Here is a 15,825-nt window from a genome sequence, read left to right as displayed (position 1 = left end):
CTTGCCAAATTTGTTTTTTGTTCATCACCCTGATGAATTTTGGCTATCCGTTTCTAACACCTTGTCGCTGGGCTATCCTAGCCTGATCCTTTTCTGTCTATACCGTTAGACGAGACGATCATCCATATCGATTTCAGCTCCAAGCTGATGGCGGCTAATTTACTTACTTATCAAAAAAACGACAAGAGCGCGACTTCACACTTTTTGTACAGCCTTTGAACACTCATAAAGAATGCCTATTTGATCACACCACACATAATGTGAGGTTATATAAAAGACAACGCCCCAGCCGATCATGGCTAGGGCGCATCCTAAATATTGCTCGAACGTACATTTCTTTACTCTTAATTAAGAGCGAGAAACCGACAAATTAGTGTAGACCACCAACGTACTTCGATAAGGTTTCAATGTCTGCGTCTGTTAGCTTTTTAGCTACATCACGCATCATCGCGTTCATGTCGTTGTTACGGCTACCATCGCGGAATTTCTCAAGCTGTGCCTTGATGTATTCTGCGTGCTGACCAGAAATCTTAGGGAAACCAGATAGCTCTGTACCGTTACCACGAGGACCGTGACAAGCGATACACGCCGTTAGGCCGCGTTCAGCGTCACCCGCAGTGTATAGAACCTGACCCTCTTCTACTACGTTCTCTGGCGTAGAGTTGTTAGAGATAGGCAGAGATGCGTAATATGCAGCTAGGTCAGCCATGTCTTGTTCAGACAGAGGCATCGCCATTGCACCCATTACAGGCTCATTACGACCTTGTTTACCACCACTAGTCATACCTAACTTGAGATCTTTTAACTGCTTCTCTAGGTATTTCTCATGTTGACCAGCCAGTTTAGGGTACTGTGTGATCAGACTGTTGCCGTCAGCACCGTGGCAGGCAACACATGTTTGTGATTTGGCTTTACCAGCTTCAATACTACCTTGAGCCCATACTGAGCAGCTGGCTAATAGACTCAAAATTAGCGCTAATTTCTTCATGACATTCCATTATAATTATCAAGCTTCCAGTACCACTCTATGTTGCCACTCATGGTACAATAGGCGACCTTATGCCGAGCACGGTTATTTTACACAAATTCACAAAAAAGTAATCAATCGACTACACAAAGTCGAGATGGAGTTAACAGTGAGCGTAAAAATTCATTATCAAAACACGCATTTCATTACCAGTGCACCTGATATTCGTCACTTACCAGAAGACGAAGGGATCGAAATTGCGTTCGCAGGACGCTCCAATGCTGGTAAATCTAGTGCACTAAATCGCGTGACCAACCAAAAAAGTCTAGCGAAAACCAGTAAGACCCCAGGTCGTACTCAACTGATCAACCTGTTTAAGGTGACTGACGGTTGTCATATTGTCGATTTACCAGGGTACGGCTTCGCGCAAGTACCACTAGAAATGAAGAAAAAGTGGCAGAAGTCACTGGGTGAATACCTTCAAAAGCGTGAATCGTTAAAAGGTTTGGTGGTATTGATGGATATCCGCCACCCAATGAAGGACCTTGACCAACAGATGATCTACTGGGCTATCGATAGCCGCATCCCAGTACAAGTCCTGCTAACTAAGGCCGACAAGCTAAAACAAGGCGCGCGCAAAGCACAGCTACTCAAGATTCGTAAAGATGCGCAATCTTTCGGAGGTGATGTTGCCGTTGACGTGTTCTCTTCTCTAAAAGGCATTGGTGTTGACCAGCTACGCAGCAAAATGGACGAATGGTTCGCACCTGCGCTTGCTGAGCAAATGATCGATGAACTTGCAGAAGAAGAGCGCAACGACGAGGTCTAAAATAGACACATTCGTTAGCTTTGATGAATAGAAGACTTACCCTGCTTATATAAGCGGGGTATTTTTTTACCTAATTTTCATCGGCTAGCGCTCTGAGTGAGCCATACTGACAGACAGAAATAGAATAAATAGATGATAACAATGGTTGAATAGCTGTCATCTAACTTAATAATGGGAAAGGAAGACTGATGTTAAAAAAATGGACACTGCTACGAATTTTGGCCCTTATCAGCTTGTTGATGCCACTATTATTCACGCCACTATCGCTGCATGCCGAACAGACCCAGACTCCGCCGCCAGCTCTGATGAATGTCGACATGACTCTCGACCTCGATGGTATGGAGAAATATGCCAAAGAAGCCAGCCAGTCGCTGCAGGTCATCTCTGAGTCACTGCAGTCTATTGTCAATAATCCCAATCTCAGTCAAGACCAACAACAAGCGCTCGATGAAACAATCGCTAGTATTAATCAATTGAGCATCGCAACGACCCAATCGATCAATCACCTTCCCGAAGTGTTTGAACACTCACGAATGACCTTCCAGCAGACTAGCCAAACTTTACTTGATGATATCCAGAGCAAAATATTGATTGCCTTGGTCGCTATCGTGGCTGTCATCATCTTGGCTTTGATTGCTATCTATCTACTGATTCTAAAACCGATGCAACATACTCTCGTCCAAGCCACCAGCAATATCTCGGCGATGGCGAAATCCATCCAGATCACTGCGGAAGCGTTGAAATACAGCACCGACCAACAACAGTACTTAATGGAAGCCATTGATCAAAAAAGCGATGCGCAGGAAAGCTTAACGACTGAAAAGCAGAGCAAATAAAGCAGCAATAATAACCAAATCGCGGCACACTCCAGATTTAACAAGGTTATTTTCTCAGATAAAACAAGACTAAGAGGCTTTGATTGAAAGTTACATTTTGATCGCTTTATTCCACAAACATCAAATCATAGCGTATTTGTCGATGAGACTGTTCTGGTTGAGATAGACAAGCGAAAGGTGGGTTAGTATTGGCGAGAAAAGAGGGTTTGGAAAATTTTCTTCCGTACAAGAAAAAACGCCCCAGTCAAATACTGACTGGGGCGGCTGAATCAGCCTAATCCAATAACGTGAAACAAAAGGTCTGAAAGATAGAACATCTTACCTCTGTACCCTACGAGATTTAATGTACAACAATTGCTCAGAAATGAAAACAATTTTTGTAGTTTTTTTTCATGAATGTTTTATTAAAACACTTCGAACGCTTGAAGTAGCTCGCTTTATTCATGATAAAAAAAAGCCAGTGTTTGTGCACTGGCTCATACTAATTTCGTAAATAAGGTTAAAAAGTGATTAGTGGGCCTGATCCCAGTTGTCACCATGGCCTGCTTCCGCAACCAGTGGGACATCTAGCTCAGCGGCTGATTCCATCAATTCTTGTACTTTACTTTCAATTTCAGCTAATGCTGACTCTTCTACTTCAAACACCAGTTCATCGTGTACTTGCATCAGTAGCTTCACGCGACCCGCGCCTTCAGCTTGAATCCACTCATCCACCAACAGCATCGCTTTCTTGATGATGTCAGCCGCAGTACCTTGCATTGGTGCGTTGATCGCCGCACGCTCCGCTGCCTTACGACGCATACCGTTACGAGATTTAATTTCTGGTAGGTGTAGACGACGACCGTAAATCGTCTCAACAAAGCCCTGCTCAGAAGCCGCGCTGCGTGTGTCTTCCATATACTGCATTACGCCAGGGTAACGCTCAAAGTAAGTATCCATGTAGTGCTGAGCTTCGCCACGAGGAATACCTAGCTGCTTCGCAAGACCAAAGGCACTCATACCGTAGATAAGACCAAAGTTAACCGCTTTCGCGCGACGACGCTGCTCTGAAGTCACATCATCAATGCTCACGCCGATGATCTCAGCTGCCGTTGCGGCGTGGATATCTTTACCTTGTTGGAAGGCTTCAAGTAGCGCTTTATCGCCAGATAGGTGCGCCATGATACGCAGTTCAATCTGAGAGTAATCGACAGCAAGAATCTTCCAGCCGTGAGGCGCGACAAATGCCTGACGAATACGACGTCCTTCTTCGTTACGAATTGGAATGTTCTGCAGGTTTGGATCTGTCGAAGATAGACGACCTGTCGCCGTTACCGCTTGGTGGTAAGAAGTATGTACGCGACCTGTCTCTGCATTGATCATCTTCGGTAGCTTGTCTGTGTAAGTCGACTTAAGCTTAGCCAAACCACGGTATTCCAGAATCAACTTCGGCAGTGGGTAATCCAGAGCCAGCTCTTGCAGCACTTCTTCATTGGTCGATGGCGCGCCCGATGGCGTCTTCTTCACCACAGGTAAACCCATCTTTTCGAATAGAATCGCTTGCAGCTGTTTTGGTGAGTTCATGTTGAACTCTTGCTCGGCGATTTCGTAAGCCTTCTGCTCAAGCTCATCAAGACGCGCGGCAATTTCTTGCGACTGTGCACCTAGCAGCATGTCATCGACAAAGACACCGGTGCGTTCAATGCGAGAGATCACCGGTACCAATGGCACTTCAATCTCTTCGTAAATCGCTTTTAGCTTTTCATCTTGCTCGATGTGTTGCATCAAACGATTGTGCAGACGTAGGGTGACATCCGCGTCTTCAGCTGCGTAAGGAGACGCCTCGCCCAGTTCAATCTGGTTAAACGTCAGTTGCTTCTTGCCCTTGCCTGCAATCTGCTCGAATGAGATGCAGCTGTGTTGTAGGAAACGCAGCGCAAGGCTATCCATGTCGTGCTTACCACCTACGCTGTTGAAAACGTAAGATGCCAACATGGTGTCATGTTTAATGCCCTTCATCTCAATACCGTAGCGCGCAAGTACAGACGCATCGTACTTAAGGTTCTGACCGACTTTGGCTTGAGTATCGTCTTCTAAAATCGGCTTCAGCTGTTCCAGTACCCAATCACGATCCAGCTGTGCTGGCGCGTCTAGGTAGTCATGTGCCACTGGTACGTAAGCGGCAACGCCCTCTTCTGTCGCGAACGATAAACCGACTAGATTCGCCACCATGTAGTCAAGGCTGTCCGTTTCCGTATCAAAGGCAAACACTTCCGCTGCTTTTAGCTTCTCTAGCCAAGCATTGAAGTCCTCTTCATTCAGAATCGTTTCGTACTTGCTGCGATCAATGGTCACAGCTGAAGTGTTCATCTCTACACTTGATGACGTTGGTGCTACAGAGCGTGCAGCGCCAGCCGCACCAGACTTCTCATCAGCCTCAACCACGCCAGTGCCGCCTTCTAACAGCTCATTCAACCACGACTTAAACACGAGTTGTCCATACAGTTTGATCAGCTCGTCTATATTTGGCGCCCCTTTAACTAAGGACTCCGGTGTCTCTTCTAGTTCAACATCCAATTTGATGGTCGCTAGCTCGTAAGAAAGCTTGGCGTTCTCTTCGTTATCAACCAGCTTCTTAGCCATAGTTTTCGAACCACGGAATCCAAGTGCTGCGATGTCGTCTAAATTTTGGTACAGCTTTTCGATGCTACCTATACCCTGAAGTAGCGCCGTCGCCGTTTTATCGCCGACACCCGGTACACCAGGAATGTTATCCACTTTATCGCCCATCAGTGCCAAGTAGTCGATGATCAGTTCTGGTGGAATACCGAACTTCTCGATAACGCCTTCACGATCCATCACCACATTCGTCATGGTGTTGATCAGCGTAACGTTATCATCAACTAACTGAGCCATATCTTTATCACCGGTACTGATCAGTACTGGCATACCCGCTTTGGATGCTTGTGACGCCAACGTACCAATAACATCATCCGCTTCCACGCCCGGGATCGAGATCAATGGCAGACCCATTGCACGAATCACATTGTGCAGAGGCTCAATCTGGCAACGCAGATCATCCGGCATAGGCGGGCGATTGGCTTTATATTCTGGATACATATCATCACGGAACGTTTTGCCCTTAGCATCGAAAACAACGGCAATGCGATCTGAAGCGAATTGACGCATCATGCTGCGTAGCATGTTCACCACACCATAAATAGCGTTAGTGGGAATATCACCATTACTCATGGTGCCCGGGTAAGCATGGAACGCGCGATAGAGGTAAGAAGAGCCATCAATCAAAATCAATGGATTATCAGGAATACGAGCCATAATGTTTGTGTATCCAGTAATAAGTACAGAAATAATGAGGTAAGCATGCCACGTATGGTGACGGGATTCCACGTTGTCGATCTGTATCCGTAGAATGGGTTGTGTTTGTTATAAACAGAATCTTGTTATTTTTTGTTCCACAAGCCACCCCATCTGTGGATAACTCTGTTTATATTATTTATCCACCCTGTTGAGAAGTTCGTAACACAAGACAAAAACATAACCTAAGATATTGAAATAAAAAAGATAAAATAGAGATCGAACAGATGATCAACGATCTTTTTTCGATCTTGCATTGTGGAAAAGAATATTGGTGAGGATTTATGCATGCACCTTTATGGTGCCGTATATGCATCTTGTTGAAATTAAGATAGAAAAAAAGCGACACCCGAGGATGTCGCCTAGCAAAAAGCGGTGAAGCTATTCAATTGAATACCACAGCTTAACCAAAAAGCTATAAATTACACTGGAAGCAATGTGAGCAATGTCGTGTCAAAAAGAACTTAGTTTAAGTTCGCGAGAATTCTGTTGGTAACTCAGCGTAGCGCTCAGTTACTAAACATCCTTGTGAACATTTCCTCATTCCCTAAGACGCAGTTAATAATAATGATTCTCATTTGATAGTCAACAGTTAAATGATAATAAATCTCATTTAATTGTAATTATCATCAAAACGTCATCTCATATCTGCTTCACAAAGTGCAGCCTATTCTCTTTAATATCTTCTTTTTGTTCCAAATTTTCTATCATATAACCATTTCTCAATAGCAATCTCAACATCGAAGAAAATTGGTTTCTAGACTTCACTTTTAGCTGTTTATAGCCCTGATCTCGTACCCATTGCTCCTGAAAATCCAATTGAAGCTGCGCGACGCCTTTGTTTCGAGCTAAAGGAGAGACTCCACCAAACCAACTATAAAAAGTGTGTTCATCTAACTGATAACCAATTTTAAAACCGAGCAGCTGCCCATCCTCTTCTGCAACGAGTACCAACTGTTTTTTGTTTTGTAGACGAGCTGAAAGCGATTCAACACTCTCTTTGTGGCTGAACTCATCGATCTGCTGTACGACAGCCACGCACTCTTCCAATGTCCCCTCTCGAACCACAACGGTCATTTTAAATCTCCTAAAAACGAATAAAGGCCAGCATGATGGCTGGCCTTCTATGATTAGGGCGTGTTGACCTTTCGTGGTCAAATTTTGTTCGAAAGATCAACACACCTTAGTCTCGACGACTATTTGTTTCTTAGAAACTGTGCTGCTTGAGCATCGTCTTCTGCTAACCACTCAGCCACATCTTTAGCGAAGTAAGTCAGGATGCCATCCGCACCGGCGCGCTTAAAGCACAACAGAGATTCTAGTACTGTTTCGCGCTCTTTCAGCCAACCATTTTGAATCGCGGCTTTGTGCATCGCATACTCACCAGACACTTGGTATGCAAATGTTGGTGCTTGCAGCTCGTGCTTAACACGACGAACAATGTCTAGATAAGGCATACCTGGTTTCACCATCACCATATCCGCACCCTCATTCAGGTCCATCGCCACTTCGTGAATCGCTTCATCGCTGTTAGCCGGATCCATCTGGTAGTTTTTCTTATCACCACCTTTCAGGTTTGATGCACTGCCGACGGCATCACGGAATGGACCGTAGTAGCACGATGCGTATTTAGCCGAGTACGCCATGATTTGAGTATGAATGTGACCCGCTTCTTCTAAAGCTTCACGAATCTTACCAATACGACCATCCATCATGTCTGATGGTGCAACCACATCAGCACCAGCTTCTGCGTGAGACAGCGCTTGCTTGATCAGAACTTCGGTTGTCTCGTCGTTCATCACATAACCATCTTCATCAATGATGCCGTCTTGACCATGTGTCGTGAATGGGTCTAGCGCTACGTCGGTAATCACGCCGATATTTGGCACATGCTCCTTCAACGCACGCACAGCACGTTGCACCAGACCTTCAGGGTTATGTGCTTCTGCGGCACATAGGCTTTTCGCGTCTTGGTTAACGACAGGGAACAGTGCAATTGCAGGCACCCCAAGTTGAGAAAGGTATTCTGCTTCTTCCAACATCAAGTCAATTGAAAGGCGCTCAATGCCCGGCATAGACTCAACCGTTTCACGACGGTCCTTACCCATAAGAATGAACATTGGGTAGATTAAGTCATTCACTGATAACTGGTTTTCTGCCATTAAGCGGCGGCTGAAGTCGTGTTTACGCATACGACGCATACGACGACCTGGGAACTGACCTTGAATAGATACAGACACGTGATTCTCCTTGCCTAGCCTAGGTAAACAACTACCTAGATTATAAAAAGTGCAAAATAGTTGGCAAAAGCATATCACCGCTAGCTAAAGACGCTAGCAGTAAAACCTAAATCCCCCGTAAAAACCGGGATAAATGGCAAAAAATGACCTTCTCCTCACACTGCCGTATACTCTTGGCAACACGTTTCTTCAGCTTTTCAGGACACAACCATGATCGATACTCACGCCCATATCTACGCTAGTGAATTTGATAGCGACCGAGATCAAGTCGTTCAACGCGCGCTAGCCCAAGGCATTGATCGCATTCTTCTACCTAATATCGACCTCGACTCTATCGAACCTATGCTCGCAACCGAGCGCCAATTTCCTGAAATTTGCCGCTCAATGATGGGGCTTCACCCGTGCTATGTTGATGGAAATATTGAAAATACACTGAAAACTATCCGTGCCTGGTTCGACAAGCACGATTTTATCGCCGTGGGTGAAATTGGTATCGACCTCTACTGGGATAAAACCTACAAAGCGGAGCAAGAGTACGCCTTTGTTACTCAACTGCAGTGGGCTAAAGAGCTCGACCTACCGGTGGTTATCCACACCCGAGATTCGATTGAAGAGACGTTAGCTCTATTGAAGCAACAACAAGATGGCAGCCTTCGTGGTGTATTCCACTGCTTTGGTAGCAGCTTAGAGGAGGCTCAAGCGATCAACGCGCTCGGTTTCCACTTAGGTTTGGGGGGCGTTTCTACCTTCAAAAACTCAGGTATGGACAAGGTGATTCCACACCTCGATATGAATCTCGTCATCTTAGAAACAGATTGCCCGTATCTAGCACCAACGCCAAACCGCGGCAAGCGCAATGAGCCAGCTTATACAGAACTTGTCGCAAAACGAATTGCAGACTTACGAGGTATTACAGTGGAAGAAGTCGATATGATCACAACTCACAATGCCAAACAGCTGTTTAAATTATAGACCACCATACCATAAGAAAATATTATAAAATCACACTTTCCATTTGAGTTAACAGCTCAATCGGTCTAATATCACCCCTCTGCATATGGAGGTGGTTGATTATGTGTGACCATGCACAACACTTACAACGTCAACATCGAACCTTTTGGCATAAAATCATTGGTATTAAAGAGATTTATATCTGTCAGAACTGTGGCTACGTGTTAAAAATTCGATAATAATAAAACGGAAAAAGCGGCACTATGGCCGCTTTTTGCTTAAGGGTTCAACAATTGACTTTTAAGCATTAATTGCGTGAAAAGCTCACGACTCCACTTCATCTTCTTCCTCTTTGCGTACATAGAAACGAGCAAAAAACAGGCCCACTTCAAACAAAATACACATCGGAATAGCCAGTAGAGTTTGAGAAATCATATCTGGTGGTGTCAGCATCATACCGATAACAAAGGCACCCACCACGATGTAAGGACGTTTCTCTGAAAGCGACTTTGGATCCGTTGCTCCCGTCCAACATAGTAGGATGATGGCCACTGGTACTTCAAAGGCAATACCAAAAGCCAAGAACAACGCCAGTACGAAGTCTAAGTAGCTAGAGATATCCGTTGCAAACTCAACCTGCCCCAAAGAGATAGTGGTGAAGAAGGTAAACACCAACGGAAACACCACAAAGTACGCAAAGGCAACACCACAGTAGAACAGCAGTGAGCTCGATGCCATTAGCGGCATGATCAATCGCTTCTCGTGCTTATACAAGCCAGGCGCAACAAAGGCCCAAACCTGATACAAGATAAATGGAACGGCGACAAAAATAGAGGCAACCAGCGTTAACTTCAACGGTGTAAAAAACGGTGAAGCCACATCGGTTGCGATCATGGTCGCCCCTTCTGGTAGGCGCTCTACCAAAGGAGCCGAGACAAATTCATAAATGTCATTGGCAAAATAAATCAGCCCTAGAAACACCACCACTACGGCAACAATAGCACGTAGTAGACGATTGCGAAGCTCTAGTAAGTGACTGATTAAAGGCTGTGTCTGCTCAGTCGAAGACATATCAAACCTCTTAATAAGGACGATCGAAAAGGAGCCGCACGTATACTTATCAGTTTAAGTACTTCGCGACTCCTCCTTGCGAGACTATTCGGCTTTTTTATCTGGCGTGGCTGATGCCTCACTGTTGACCTGAAGTGATTCATGATCCGCAGTCTCGGTGTGGCTCGTTTGAGCTTCACTTGGCTTATCAGACTCAGGCTTAGCGTATGGACGTTGAACTTCAGCAGCCGCCTGCTTCAATTCATCCACCGACTTTTTCAGCTCAGGAGAGAGATCTTCCATCCCCATTTGCTCAGCCTTCCGTAGGTTTTCTTGCAGCTCTTGTACCTTAAGTTCATGTGAAAGCTCATCTTTCACACTGTTCGCCATGCTTTTCGCCGATCCAATAAACTTGGAGACACTACGAATTGCCACAGGCAAACGCTCAGGTCCTAAAACAACTAACCCGACGACAGATATTAATACCAGTTCCCAAAAACCGATATCAAACACGACTTACGCCTGCTCTTTGTCTTTCTTAGTTTCAGCAGTTGCGTCAGTCTTCTGCTGTTCAATGTTTTTTTGTTCAAAGTCTGCATCTTTCTTTGCAGGCTCTTCATCATTCATTGCTTTCTTGAAGCCTTTTACTGCTGAACCTAGGTCACCACCCATACCGCGTAGCTTCTTCGTTCCAAACAGCAAGATTACGATTACAGCAATGATTAGAAGTTGCCAAATACTGATTCCACCCATTGTCATTGTCCTCGGGTCTGTCTACAAAAAATTATTAAGGAAGTCTACCGCTTAACGACGGTAAGCTCGCCAACTTAGCAGCCAAAATGTGACACCTGCGATGCCACAGCCCATAGATAACTGCTGGTAAGGGCTTGAAACTAATATTGCGGAGCATACGACTAAAGTTGCTCCAACGCCAAACAAAAATTTACCCGTCGCTTGCTGACGTTTGCTTTCTCTATAACCTTGATAAAGCTGATCCATTCGTTGATTCATCGCTTTACCTTGGCGCAAACTGTCATAAAGCAGCTCCGGCAATTCCGGCAGCTTCTCTGCCCAGAAAGGCGCTCGGTCTTTAACAGCGTTAATCACTGCCTGCGGACCCACTTGGTTCATCATCCAAGTTTCTAGGAAAGGCTTTGCTGTCTCCCACAAATCCAGCTGTGGGTAAAGCTGACGCCCCAACCCTTCAATATACAGTAAGGTCTTTTGTAGAAGGACCAGCTGAGGCTGAACCTCCATATTAAAACGCCTTGCCGTATTAAATAAGTTTAGCAACACATGGCCAAATGAGATCTCACCCAAAGGTTTGGCAAAAATCGGCTCACACACCATGCGAATCGCGAACTCAAAATCATCAACGTTAGTGTCATGTGGTACCCAACCTGAATCAACGTGTAGCTCCGCCACTTTGCGATAATCTCGGTTGAAGAAAGCCAATAAGTTCTCTGCCAAGTAGCGCTTGTCTTCACTGTTTAGCGTTCCAACAATGCCGCAATCTAGACCAATCCATTGTGGATTGTCTGGATTCTCTGGGTTTACGAATACGTTACCCGGGTGCATGTCCGCATGGAAGAAGCTGTCACGAAACACTTGGGTAAAGAACACGGAAACGCCGCGCTCCGCCAACAGCTTCATGTTGGTGCCATTGGCTTCCAGCATCGGGATATCCGAGACTTGGATACCGTAGATGCGTTCAGAGACCATCAAGGTTTCACTGCTCAGATCCGGTATCACTTCCGGAACATACAGCTCTTCACTGCCTTCAAAATTACGACGCAGCTGAATTGCGTTCGCTGCTTCGCGTCTTAGGTCAAGTTCATCGAGTAGCGTTTTCTCGTACTCTTTCACCACCTCAACCGGTTTTAAACGACGTGCTTCAGGAAGCGACTTGGCGACTATACTCGCCATTCGGTGCATCAGTTTTAGATCTGCATCAATCACAGGGCGAATATCAGGGCGAATTACCTTAAGTACCACCTCACGGCCCGAATCTTTGAGCTTTGCCGTATGCACCTGTGCGATGGATGCGGATGCCAATGGCTTAATGTCAAAGTCGGTAAACCAGTTATCTAAACTGCCGCCCAACGCCTTTTCCATATCGCACTTGGCTAACTCACCGTCAAACGGCGCGACTTGGTCTTGCAACAGGGCTAACTGATCAGCGATGTGCGGAGGAAACAGATCACGTCGTGTCGACATCATCTGACCAAATTTAATCCACACAGGGCCAAGCTCTTGCAATGCTAAGCGTAGGCGATGACCCAGCTCTTTGTCTTGATGACGATTTTTAAGCCAAAAAAGAGACTTTCTTGCCAGCAGCGGCGCTTTGGTCAACTGGTGCTCAGGCATCAATTCATCAAGGCCGTACTCTAACTGTACCTTAATAATATGATAAAGACGTTTCAGTTCTGCCAGCGTCATGCTTTCTCCAATAGAGCGTTCAATTTGGCTTCAAGGCGAGCTGCTGCGCTTTTCACATCATCAACCTGATCACAGAAGTGTGCGACTTCTAACGGTGCAGGAGCGATCTTCCACTCTTCCGTCAGTACTTGTGCAAAATGGTTCTGGTGTTTGTTGGCTTGAGACGCGACAAAACCGCCAACGTTCTTCGCGCCTTGCACTAGTGTGTGCGCCACGACATCACCGGTCACGCGTGATAGCCACTCTTCAAGATCGGGTTTGCAGTCGGTCATCAGTTGAGCAAACTTCTGCGCTAACTGAATATCACCTTCAAGGACCAGCTTATCCTGCTTGATCAGCTTCGTGATGTTCGATTGTTCACGTAACTCAGGAAGCACAGATAAATTCAAAGAGAGGTAACAGTCTGGTTGCCCTTCGTAGTCTGCTAATACGTCTATTTGTTGGCTAAACACAAATGTCAGAGTCTTATTGAGCTCTTTAAGGTTCACCTGAATGATCTGACCCTTTAAACGCGATAAACGACGCACCAAATCGGGATCGTCGTTGACGAGTGTATTTAAAGAGGTTTCGATAACTGCCGTTACTAGTGAGTCAAATGGCATGACTGTCCTTACCTTTGAAAACGGATAAGCCGAAACCTATCCGTTGTATCTTATAATTCGTTGTCGATTTTACTTGAGTTCTGTCTTAGAACTTATAACCGCGGTGTAGCGCAACAATACCGCCGGTTAGGTTGTAGTACTTCGTATTTTCAAAGCCCGCTTCTTGCATCATGCCTTCCAGCGTTTCTTGGTCTGGGTGCATACGAATCGACTCAGCAAGGTAACGGTAGCTGTCTGCATCATTCGCGATAATCTCACCCATCTTCGGCAATAGGTGGAATGAGTAGGCGTCGTACACTTTTGAAAGTGGCTCAAGTACTGGCTTAGAAAACTCCAATACCAATAGACGACCGCCTGGCTTCAACACGCGGAACATTGAACGAAGTGCTTTGTCCTTGTCTGTTACGTTACGTAGACAGAAGCTGATAGTGATGCAATCAAAGTAGTTATCTGGGAATGGCAGCTCTTCTGCGTTCGCTTGAACGTAGTGAACGTTACCAACAATACCGCTATCACGCAGCTTGTCACGGCCCACATTCAGCATCGAGTTGTTGATATCAGCAAGGACTACGTGGCCGTTCTCGCCCACAATGCGCGAGAATTTTGCGGTTAGGTCGCCAGTACCACCACCAAGGTCTAAGATGCGTTGACCTGGGCGTACGCCACTGCAATCAATGGTAAAGCGCTTCCATAGACGGTGAACACCACCTGACATCAGGTCATTCATAATGTCGTACTTCGCAGCTACAGAGTGAAAAACCTCTGCAACTTTCGCAACTTTTTCTTCTTTTGCGACTGTCTCAAAACCAAAGTGTGTGGTTTCTGATTCTACTACTGTATTTGTTTGCACACTGGTGTCCGTCATGCTGTTCTCTACCCTGGTAAGTCCTCAATGGCAGCGCAATAAGCCTTTGAACGCGCTGCGGTCGATTAGTTTACTTTATCCTCAGCGGGTTGTCTTTCTACTAACGAGGCATTTTCTGAAAAAGCCTCGTTTTGCGCGAGCTCTGTCAGGCTAACGGCAATTGGCTTTTTCACCTCAACCCCTAGCTGTTTGAAGCTCTCGGCCTGACGAATCACGTTACCCCGCCCAGTTGCGAGCTTATTCATCGCCCCTTGATAGTTTTGGTTTGCTTTGTCCAGCGCCCCACCAAGGCTTTCCATATCATCGACGAATAAACGCAGCTTATCGTACAATTTACTTGCACGTTCAGCGATGATTTGCGCATTTTGATTCTGACGCTCATTGCGCCACAGATTATCAATGGTACGTAGTGCCACCAACAAAGTGGTTGGGCTAACCAGAATAATATTTTGCTCCATCGCGTCTTTGACTAGGCTTGGATCAGCCTGAATCGCCACTTGGAATGCAGGCTCGACAGGAATAAACATCAATACATAGTCGAGGCTCTGAATGCCTTTCAGTTGATGGTAATCTTTCTGACTCAAACCTTTAATGTGCGCGCGCAATGAGACTAAATGGTCACGCAATGCGACATCACGCTCAGCATCGCTTTCTGCATTGAAGTAGCGCTCATACGCCACCAGCGCCATTTTCGAATCCACTATGACTTGTTTGTTTTGAGGTAAGTGAACAATCACATCGGGTTGATAGCGCTTACCCGCTTCATTTTGTAAATTGACCTGAGTTTGATACTCATGCCCTTCTCGCAGGCCGGATTCTGCGAGTACGCGCGCCAGTACCACTTCACCCCAGTTGCCTTGCTGTTTATTATCGCCTTTAAGTGCTTGAGTCAGGTTAACCGCTTCTCGCGTCATGCTTTCATTCAGGCGTTGCAAGTTCTTGAGCTCATGAACTAAGGTGTGACGCTCTTTGGCTTCTTGACTAAAGCTGTCATTAACCTGTTTCTTAAAGCCCTCAAGCTGTTCTCTGAGTGGAGATAATAGCCCCTCTAAGCTCTGCTTATTCTGCTGATCGACCTTAGCGGTTTTGGCCTCAAAAAGCTGGTTGGCGAGGTGCTCAAACTGCTGCTTCAAACGTGTTTCTGCTTGCTCTAAAAGCTGCAGCTTTTCGTGGTTGGCAAGGTTCTCTTGGTCGTGACGCGCTTCTTGCTCTCGCAACTCGGCTTCAAGCTCAGATTTTTGATCTTTAAGACTATTAATCTCATCAAAGTACTGCTGGCGCTCTTGTTTTACCGCTTCGAAATAACGCAATTTCTCCATCGCCGCCATGACCTTACCGTGGGCTTGCTTAAGCTCAAAAGCAGCTTTGTCACGCTCATCATCGAGCTCATCAAGCTCTTGCTGAGCCTCTGCTAATGAGGCCTTTAGCTGGGCAGTTTGCGACTCATGCAACTGACGATCAGACTTCAACTGCTGCTCTAAAAGCTGCTGTTGGAATAAAAGTTTCTGCTTAATCCACCAACCCACAAGGCTACCGCTGATTACCGCGGTTGAAGCGGCTGCGATAAGGGTCGTTTGGTGATCGATAATCCATTGCATGGTAGTAACTTAGCCTAATTGGAGATAACTCATTAAATGGTATTTTGATACTGGATAAATGTCCAGTTTGCCGTATTAAATTTCGACATATAGA

Annotated in this window: 15 protein-coding genes; 3 read left to right on the top strand and 12 right to left on the bottom strand. The window is 45.8% G+C overall.

The window, feature by feature from the left end; all coding sequences use genetic code 11:
* Window positions 1–370: 370 nt before the first annotated feature.
* A complete protein-coding gene (locus tag vsple_RS00415) occupies window positions 371–988 on the bottom strand; it encodes a c-type cytochrome (RefSeq protein ID WP_261882347.1) in 618 nt (205 codons plus the stop codon).
* A 148-nt stretch (window positions 989–1,136) separates the two neighbouring features.
* On the opposite strand from vsple_RS00415, the gene yihA reads away from it, so the two are divergent.
* Together yihA and vsple_RS00405 are read left to right on the top strand one after the other, a co-directional pair.
* Window positions 1,137–1,796, top strand: coding sequence for a ribosome biogenesis GTP-binding protein YihA/YsxC (gene yihA, locus vsple_RS00410; RefSeq protein ID WP_261882346.1), 660 nt, complete (start codon window positions 1,137–1,139; stop codon window positions 1,794–1,796).
* A gap of 188 nt (window positions 1,797–1,984) precedes the next feature.
* Window positions 1,985–2,632 (top strand): GTP-binding protein, encoded by a 648-nt coding sequence (locus vsple_RS00405; protein WP_420833784.1) that lies wholly within the window; start codon window positions 1,985–1,987, stop codon window positions 2,630–2,632.
* A gap of 269 nt (window positions 2,633–2,901) precedes the next feature.
* Here the strand turns inward: vsple_RS00405 and spfP are convergent, their stop codons facing one another.
* The 4 genes from spfP to hemB all read right to left on the bottom strand — a co-directional run bounded on the left by spfP (window position 2,902) and on the right by hemB (window position 8,226).
* Window positions 2,902–2,949, bottom strand: a complete 48-nt coding sequence (spfP, locus tag vsple_RS22070; RefSeq protein ID WP_438356636.1) for a small protein SpfP — start codon at window positions 2,947–2,949, stop codon at window positions 2,902–2,904.
* A gap of 193 nt (window positions 2,950–3,142) precedes the next feature.
* Window positions 3,143–5,947, bottom strand: a complete 2,805-nt coding sequence (gene polA / locus vsple_RS00400; RefSeq protein ID WP_261883096.1) for a DNA polymerase I — start codon at window positions 5,945–5,947, stop codon at window positions 3,143–3,145.
* Window positions 5,948–6,628: 681 nt separating this feature from the next.
* Window positions 6,629–7,063, bottom strand: a complete 435-nt coding sequence (locus vsple_RS00395) for a GNAT family N-acetyltransferase (protein WP_261882345.1) — start codon at window positions 7,061–7,063, stop codon at window positions 6,629–6,631.
* A 119-nt stretch (window positions 7,064–7,182) separates the two neighbouring features.
* Window positions 7,183–8,226, bottom strand: coding sequence for a porphobilinogen synthase (gene hemB / locus vsple_RS00390; RefSeq protein ID WP_255231727.1), 1,044 nt, complete (start codon window positions 8,224–8,226; stop codon window positions 7,183–7,185).
* A 210-nt stretch (window positions 8,227–8,436) separates the two neighbouring features.
* Here hemB and vsple_RS00385 point away from each other — a divergent pair, with 210 nt between their 5' ends.
* Window positions 8,437–9,198 (top strand): TatD family hydrolase, encoded by a 762-nt coding sequence (locus vsple_RS00385; protein WP_261882344.1) that lies wholly within the window; start codon window positions 8,437–8,439, stop codon window positions 9,196–9,198.
* A 303-nt stretch (window positions 9,199–9,501) separates the two neighbouring features.
* Here the strand turns inward: vsple_RS00385 and tatC are convergent, their stop codons facing one another.
* From tatC to rmuC, 7 genes are all read right to left on the bottom strand, one after another.
* Window positions 9,502–10,248, bottom strand: a complete 747-nt coding sequence (gene tatC / locus vsple_RS00380) for a twin-arginine translocase subunit TatC (RefSeq protein WP_255231729.1) — start codon at window positions 10,246–10,248, stop codon at window positions 9,502–9,504.
* A gap of 84 nt (window positions 10,249–10,332) precedes the next feature.
* Window positions 10,333–10,740 (bottom strand): Sec-independent protein translocase protein TatB, encoded by a 408-nt coding sequence (gene tatB / locus vsple_RS00375; RefSeq protein ID WP_255231730.1) that lies wholly within the window; start codon window positions 10,738–10,740, stop codon window positions 10,333–10,335.
* Between the two features lie 3 nt (window positions 10,741–10,743).
* Window positions 10,744–10,980: a Sec-independent protein translocase subunit TatA gene (gene tatA, locus vsple_RS00370; RefSeq protein WP_032551065.1), complete on the bottom strand. Its 237-nt coding sequence runs from the start codon at window positions 10,978–10,980 to the stop codon at window positions 10,744–10,746.
* A gap of 51 nt (window positions 10,981–11,031) precedes the next feature.
* The gene (gene ubiB, locus vsple_RS00365; protein ID WP_261882343.1) at window positions 11,032–12,666 is read right to left on the bottom strand and encodes a ubiquinone biosynthesis regulatory protein kinase UbiB; all 1,635 of its coding nucleotides are present in this window, start codon (window positions 12,664–12,666) and stop codon (window positions 11,032–11,034) included.
* The gene (locus vsple_RS00360) at window positions 12,663–13,268 is read right to left on the bottom strand and encodes a ubiquinone biosynthesis accessory factor UbiJ (RefSeq protein WP_261882342.1); all 606 of its coding nucleotides are present in this window, start codon (window positions 13,266–13,268) and stop codon (window positions 12,663–12,665) included. Before vsple_RS00360 ends, ubiB begins: the two co-directional genes overlap by 4 nt.
* A gap of 85 nt (window positions 13,269–13,353) precedes the next feature.
* Window positions 13,354–14,133 (bottom strand): bifunctional demethylmenaquinone methyltransferase/2-methoxy-6-polyprenyl-1,4-benzoquinol methylase UbiE, encoded by a 780-nt coding sequence (ubiE, locus tag vsple_RS00355; RefSeq protein WP_261882341.1) that lies wholly within the window; start codon window positions 14,131–14,133, stop codon window positions 13,354–13,356.
* Window positions 14,134–14,198: 65 nt separating this feature from the next.
* Window positions 14,199–15,731: a DNA recombination protein RmuC gene (gene rmuC / locus vsple_RS00350; protein WP_255231734.1), complete on the bottom strand. Its 1,533-nt coding sequence runs from the start codon at window positions 15,729–15,731 to the stop codon at window positions 14,199–14,201.
* Between the last annotated feature and the right edge of the window lie 94 nt (window positions 15,732–15,825).

It is taken from the genome of Vibrio pelagius (assembly GCF_024347575.1).
Classification (GTDB): Bacteria; Pseudomonadota; Gammaproteobacteria; order Enterobacterales; family Vibrionaceae; genus Vibrio; species Vibrio pelagius.
Note: the sequence above shows the minus strand (reverse complement) of the source record. Positions and strands in the feature narration are given on the sequence as shown.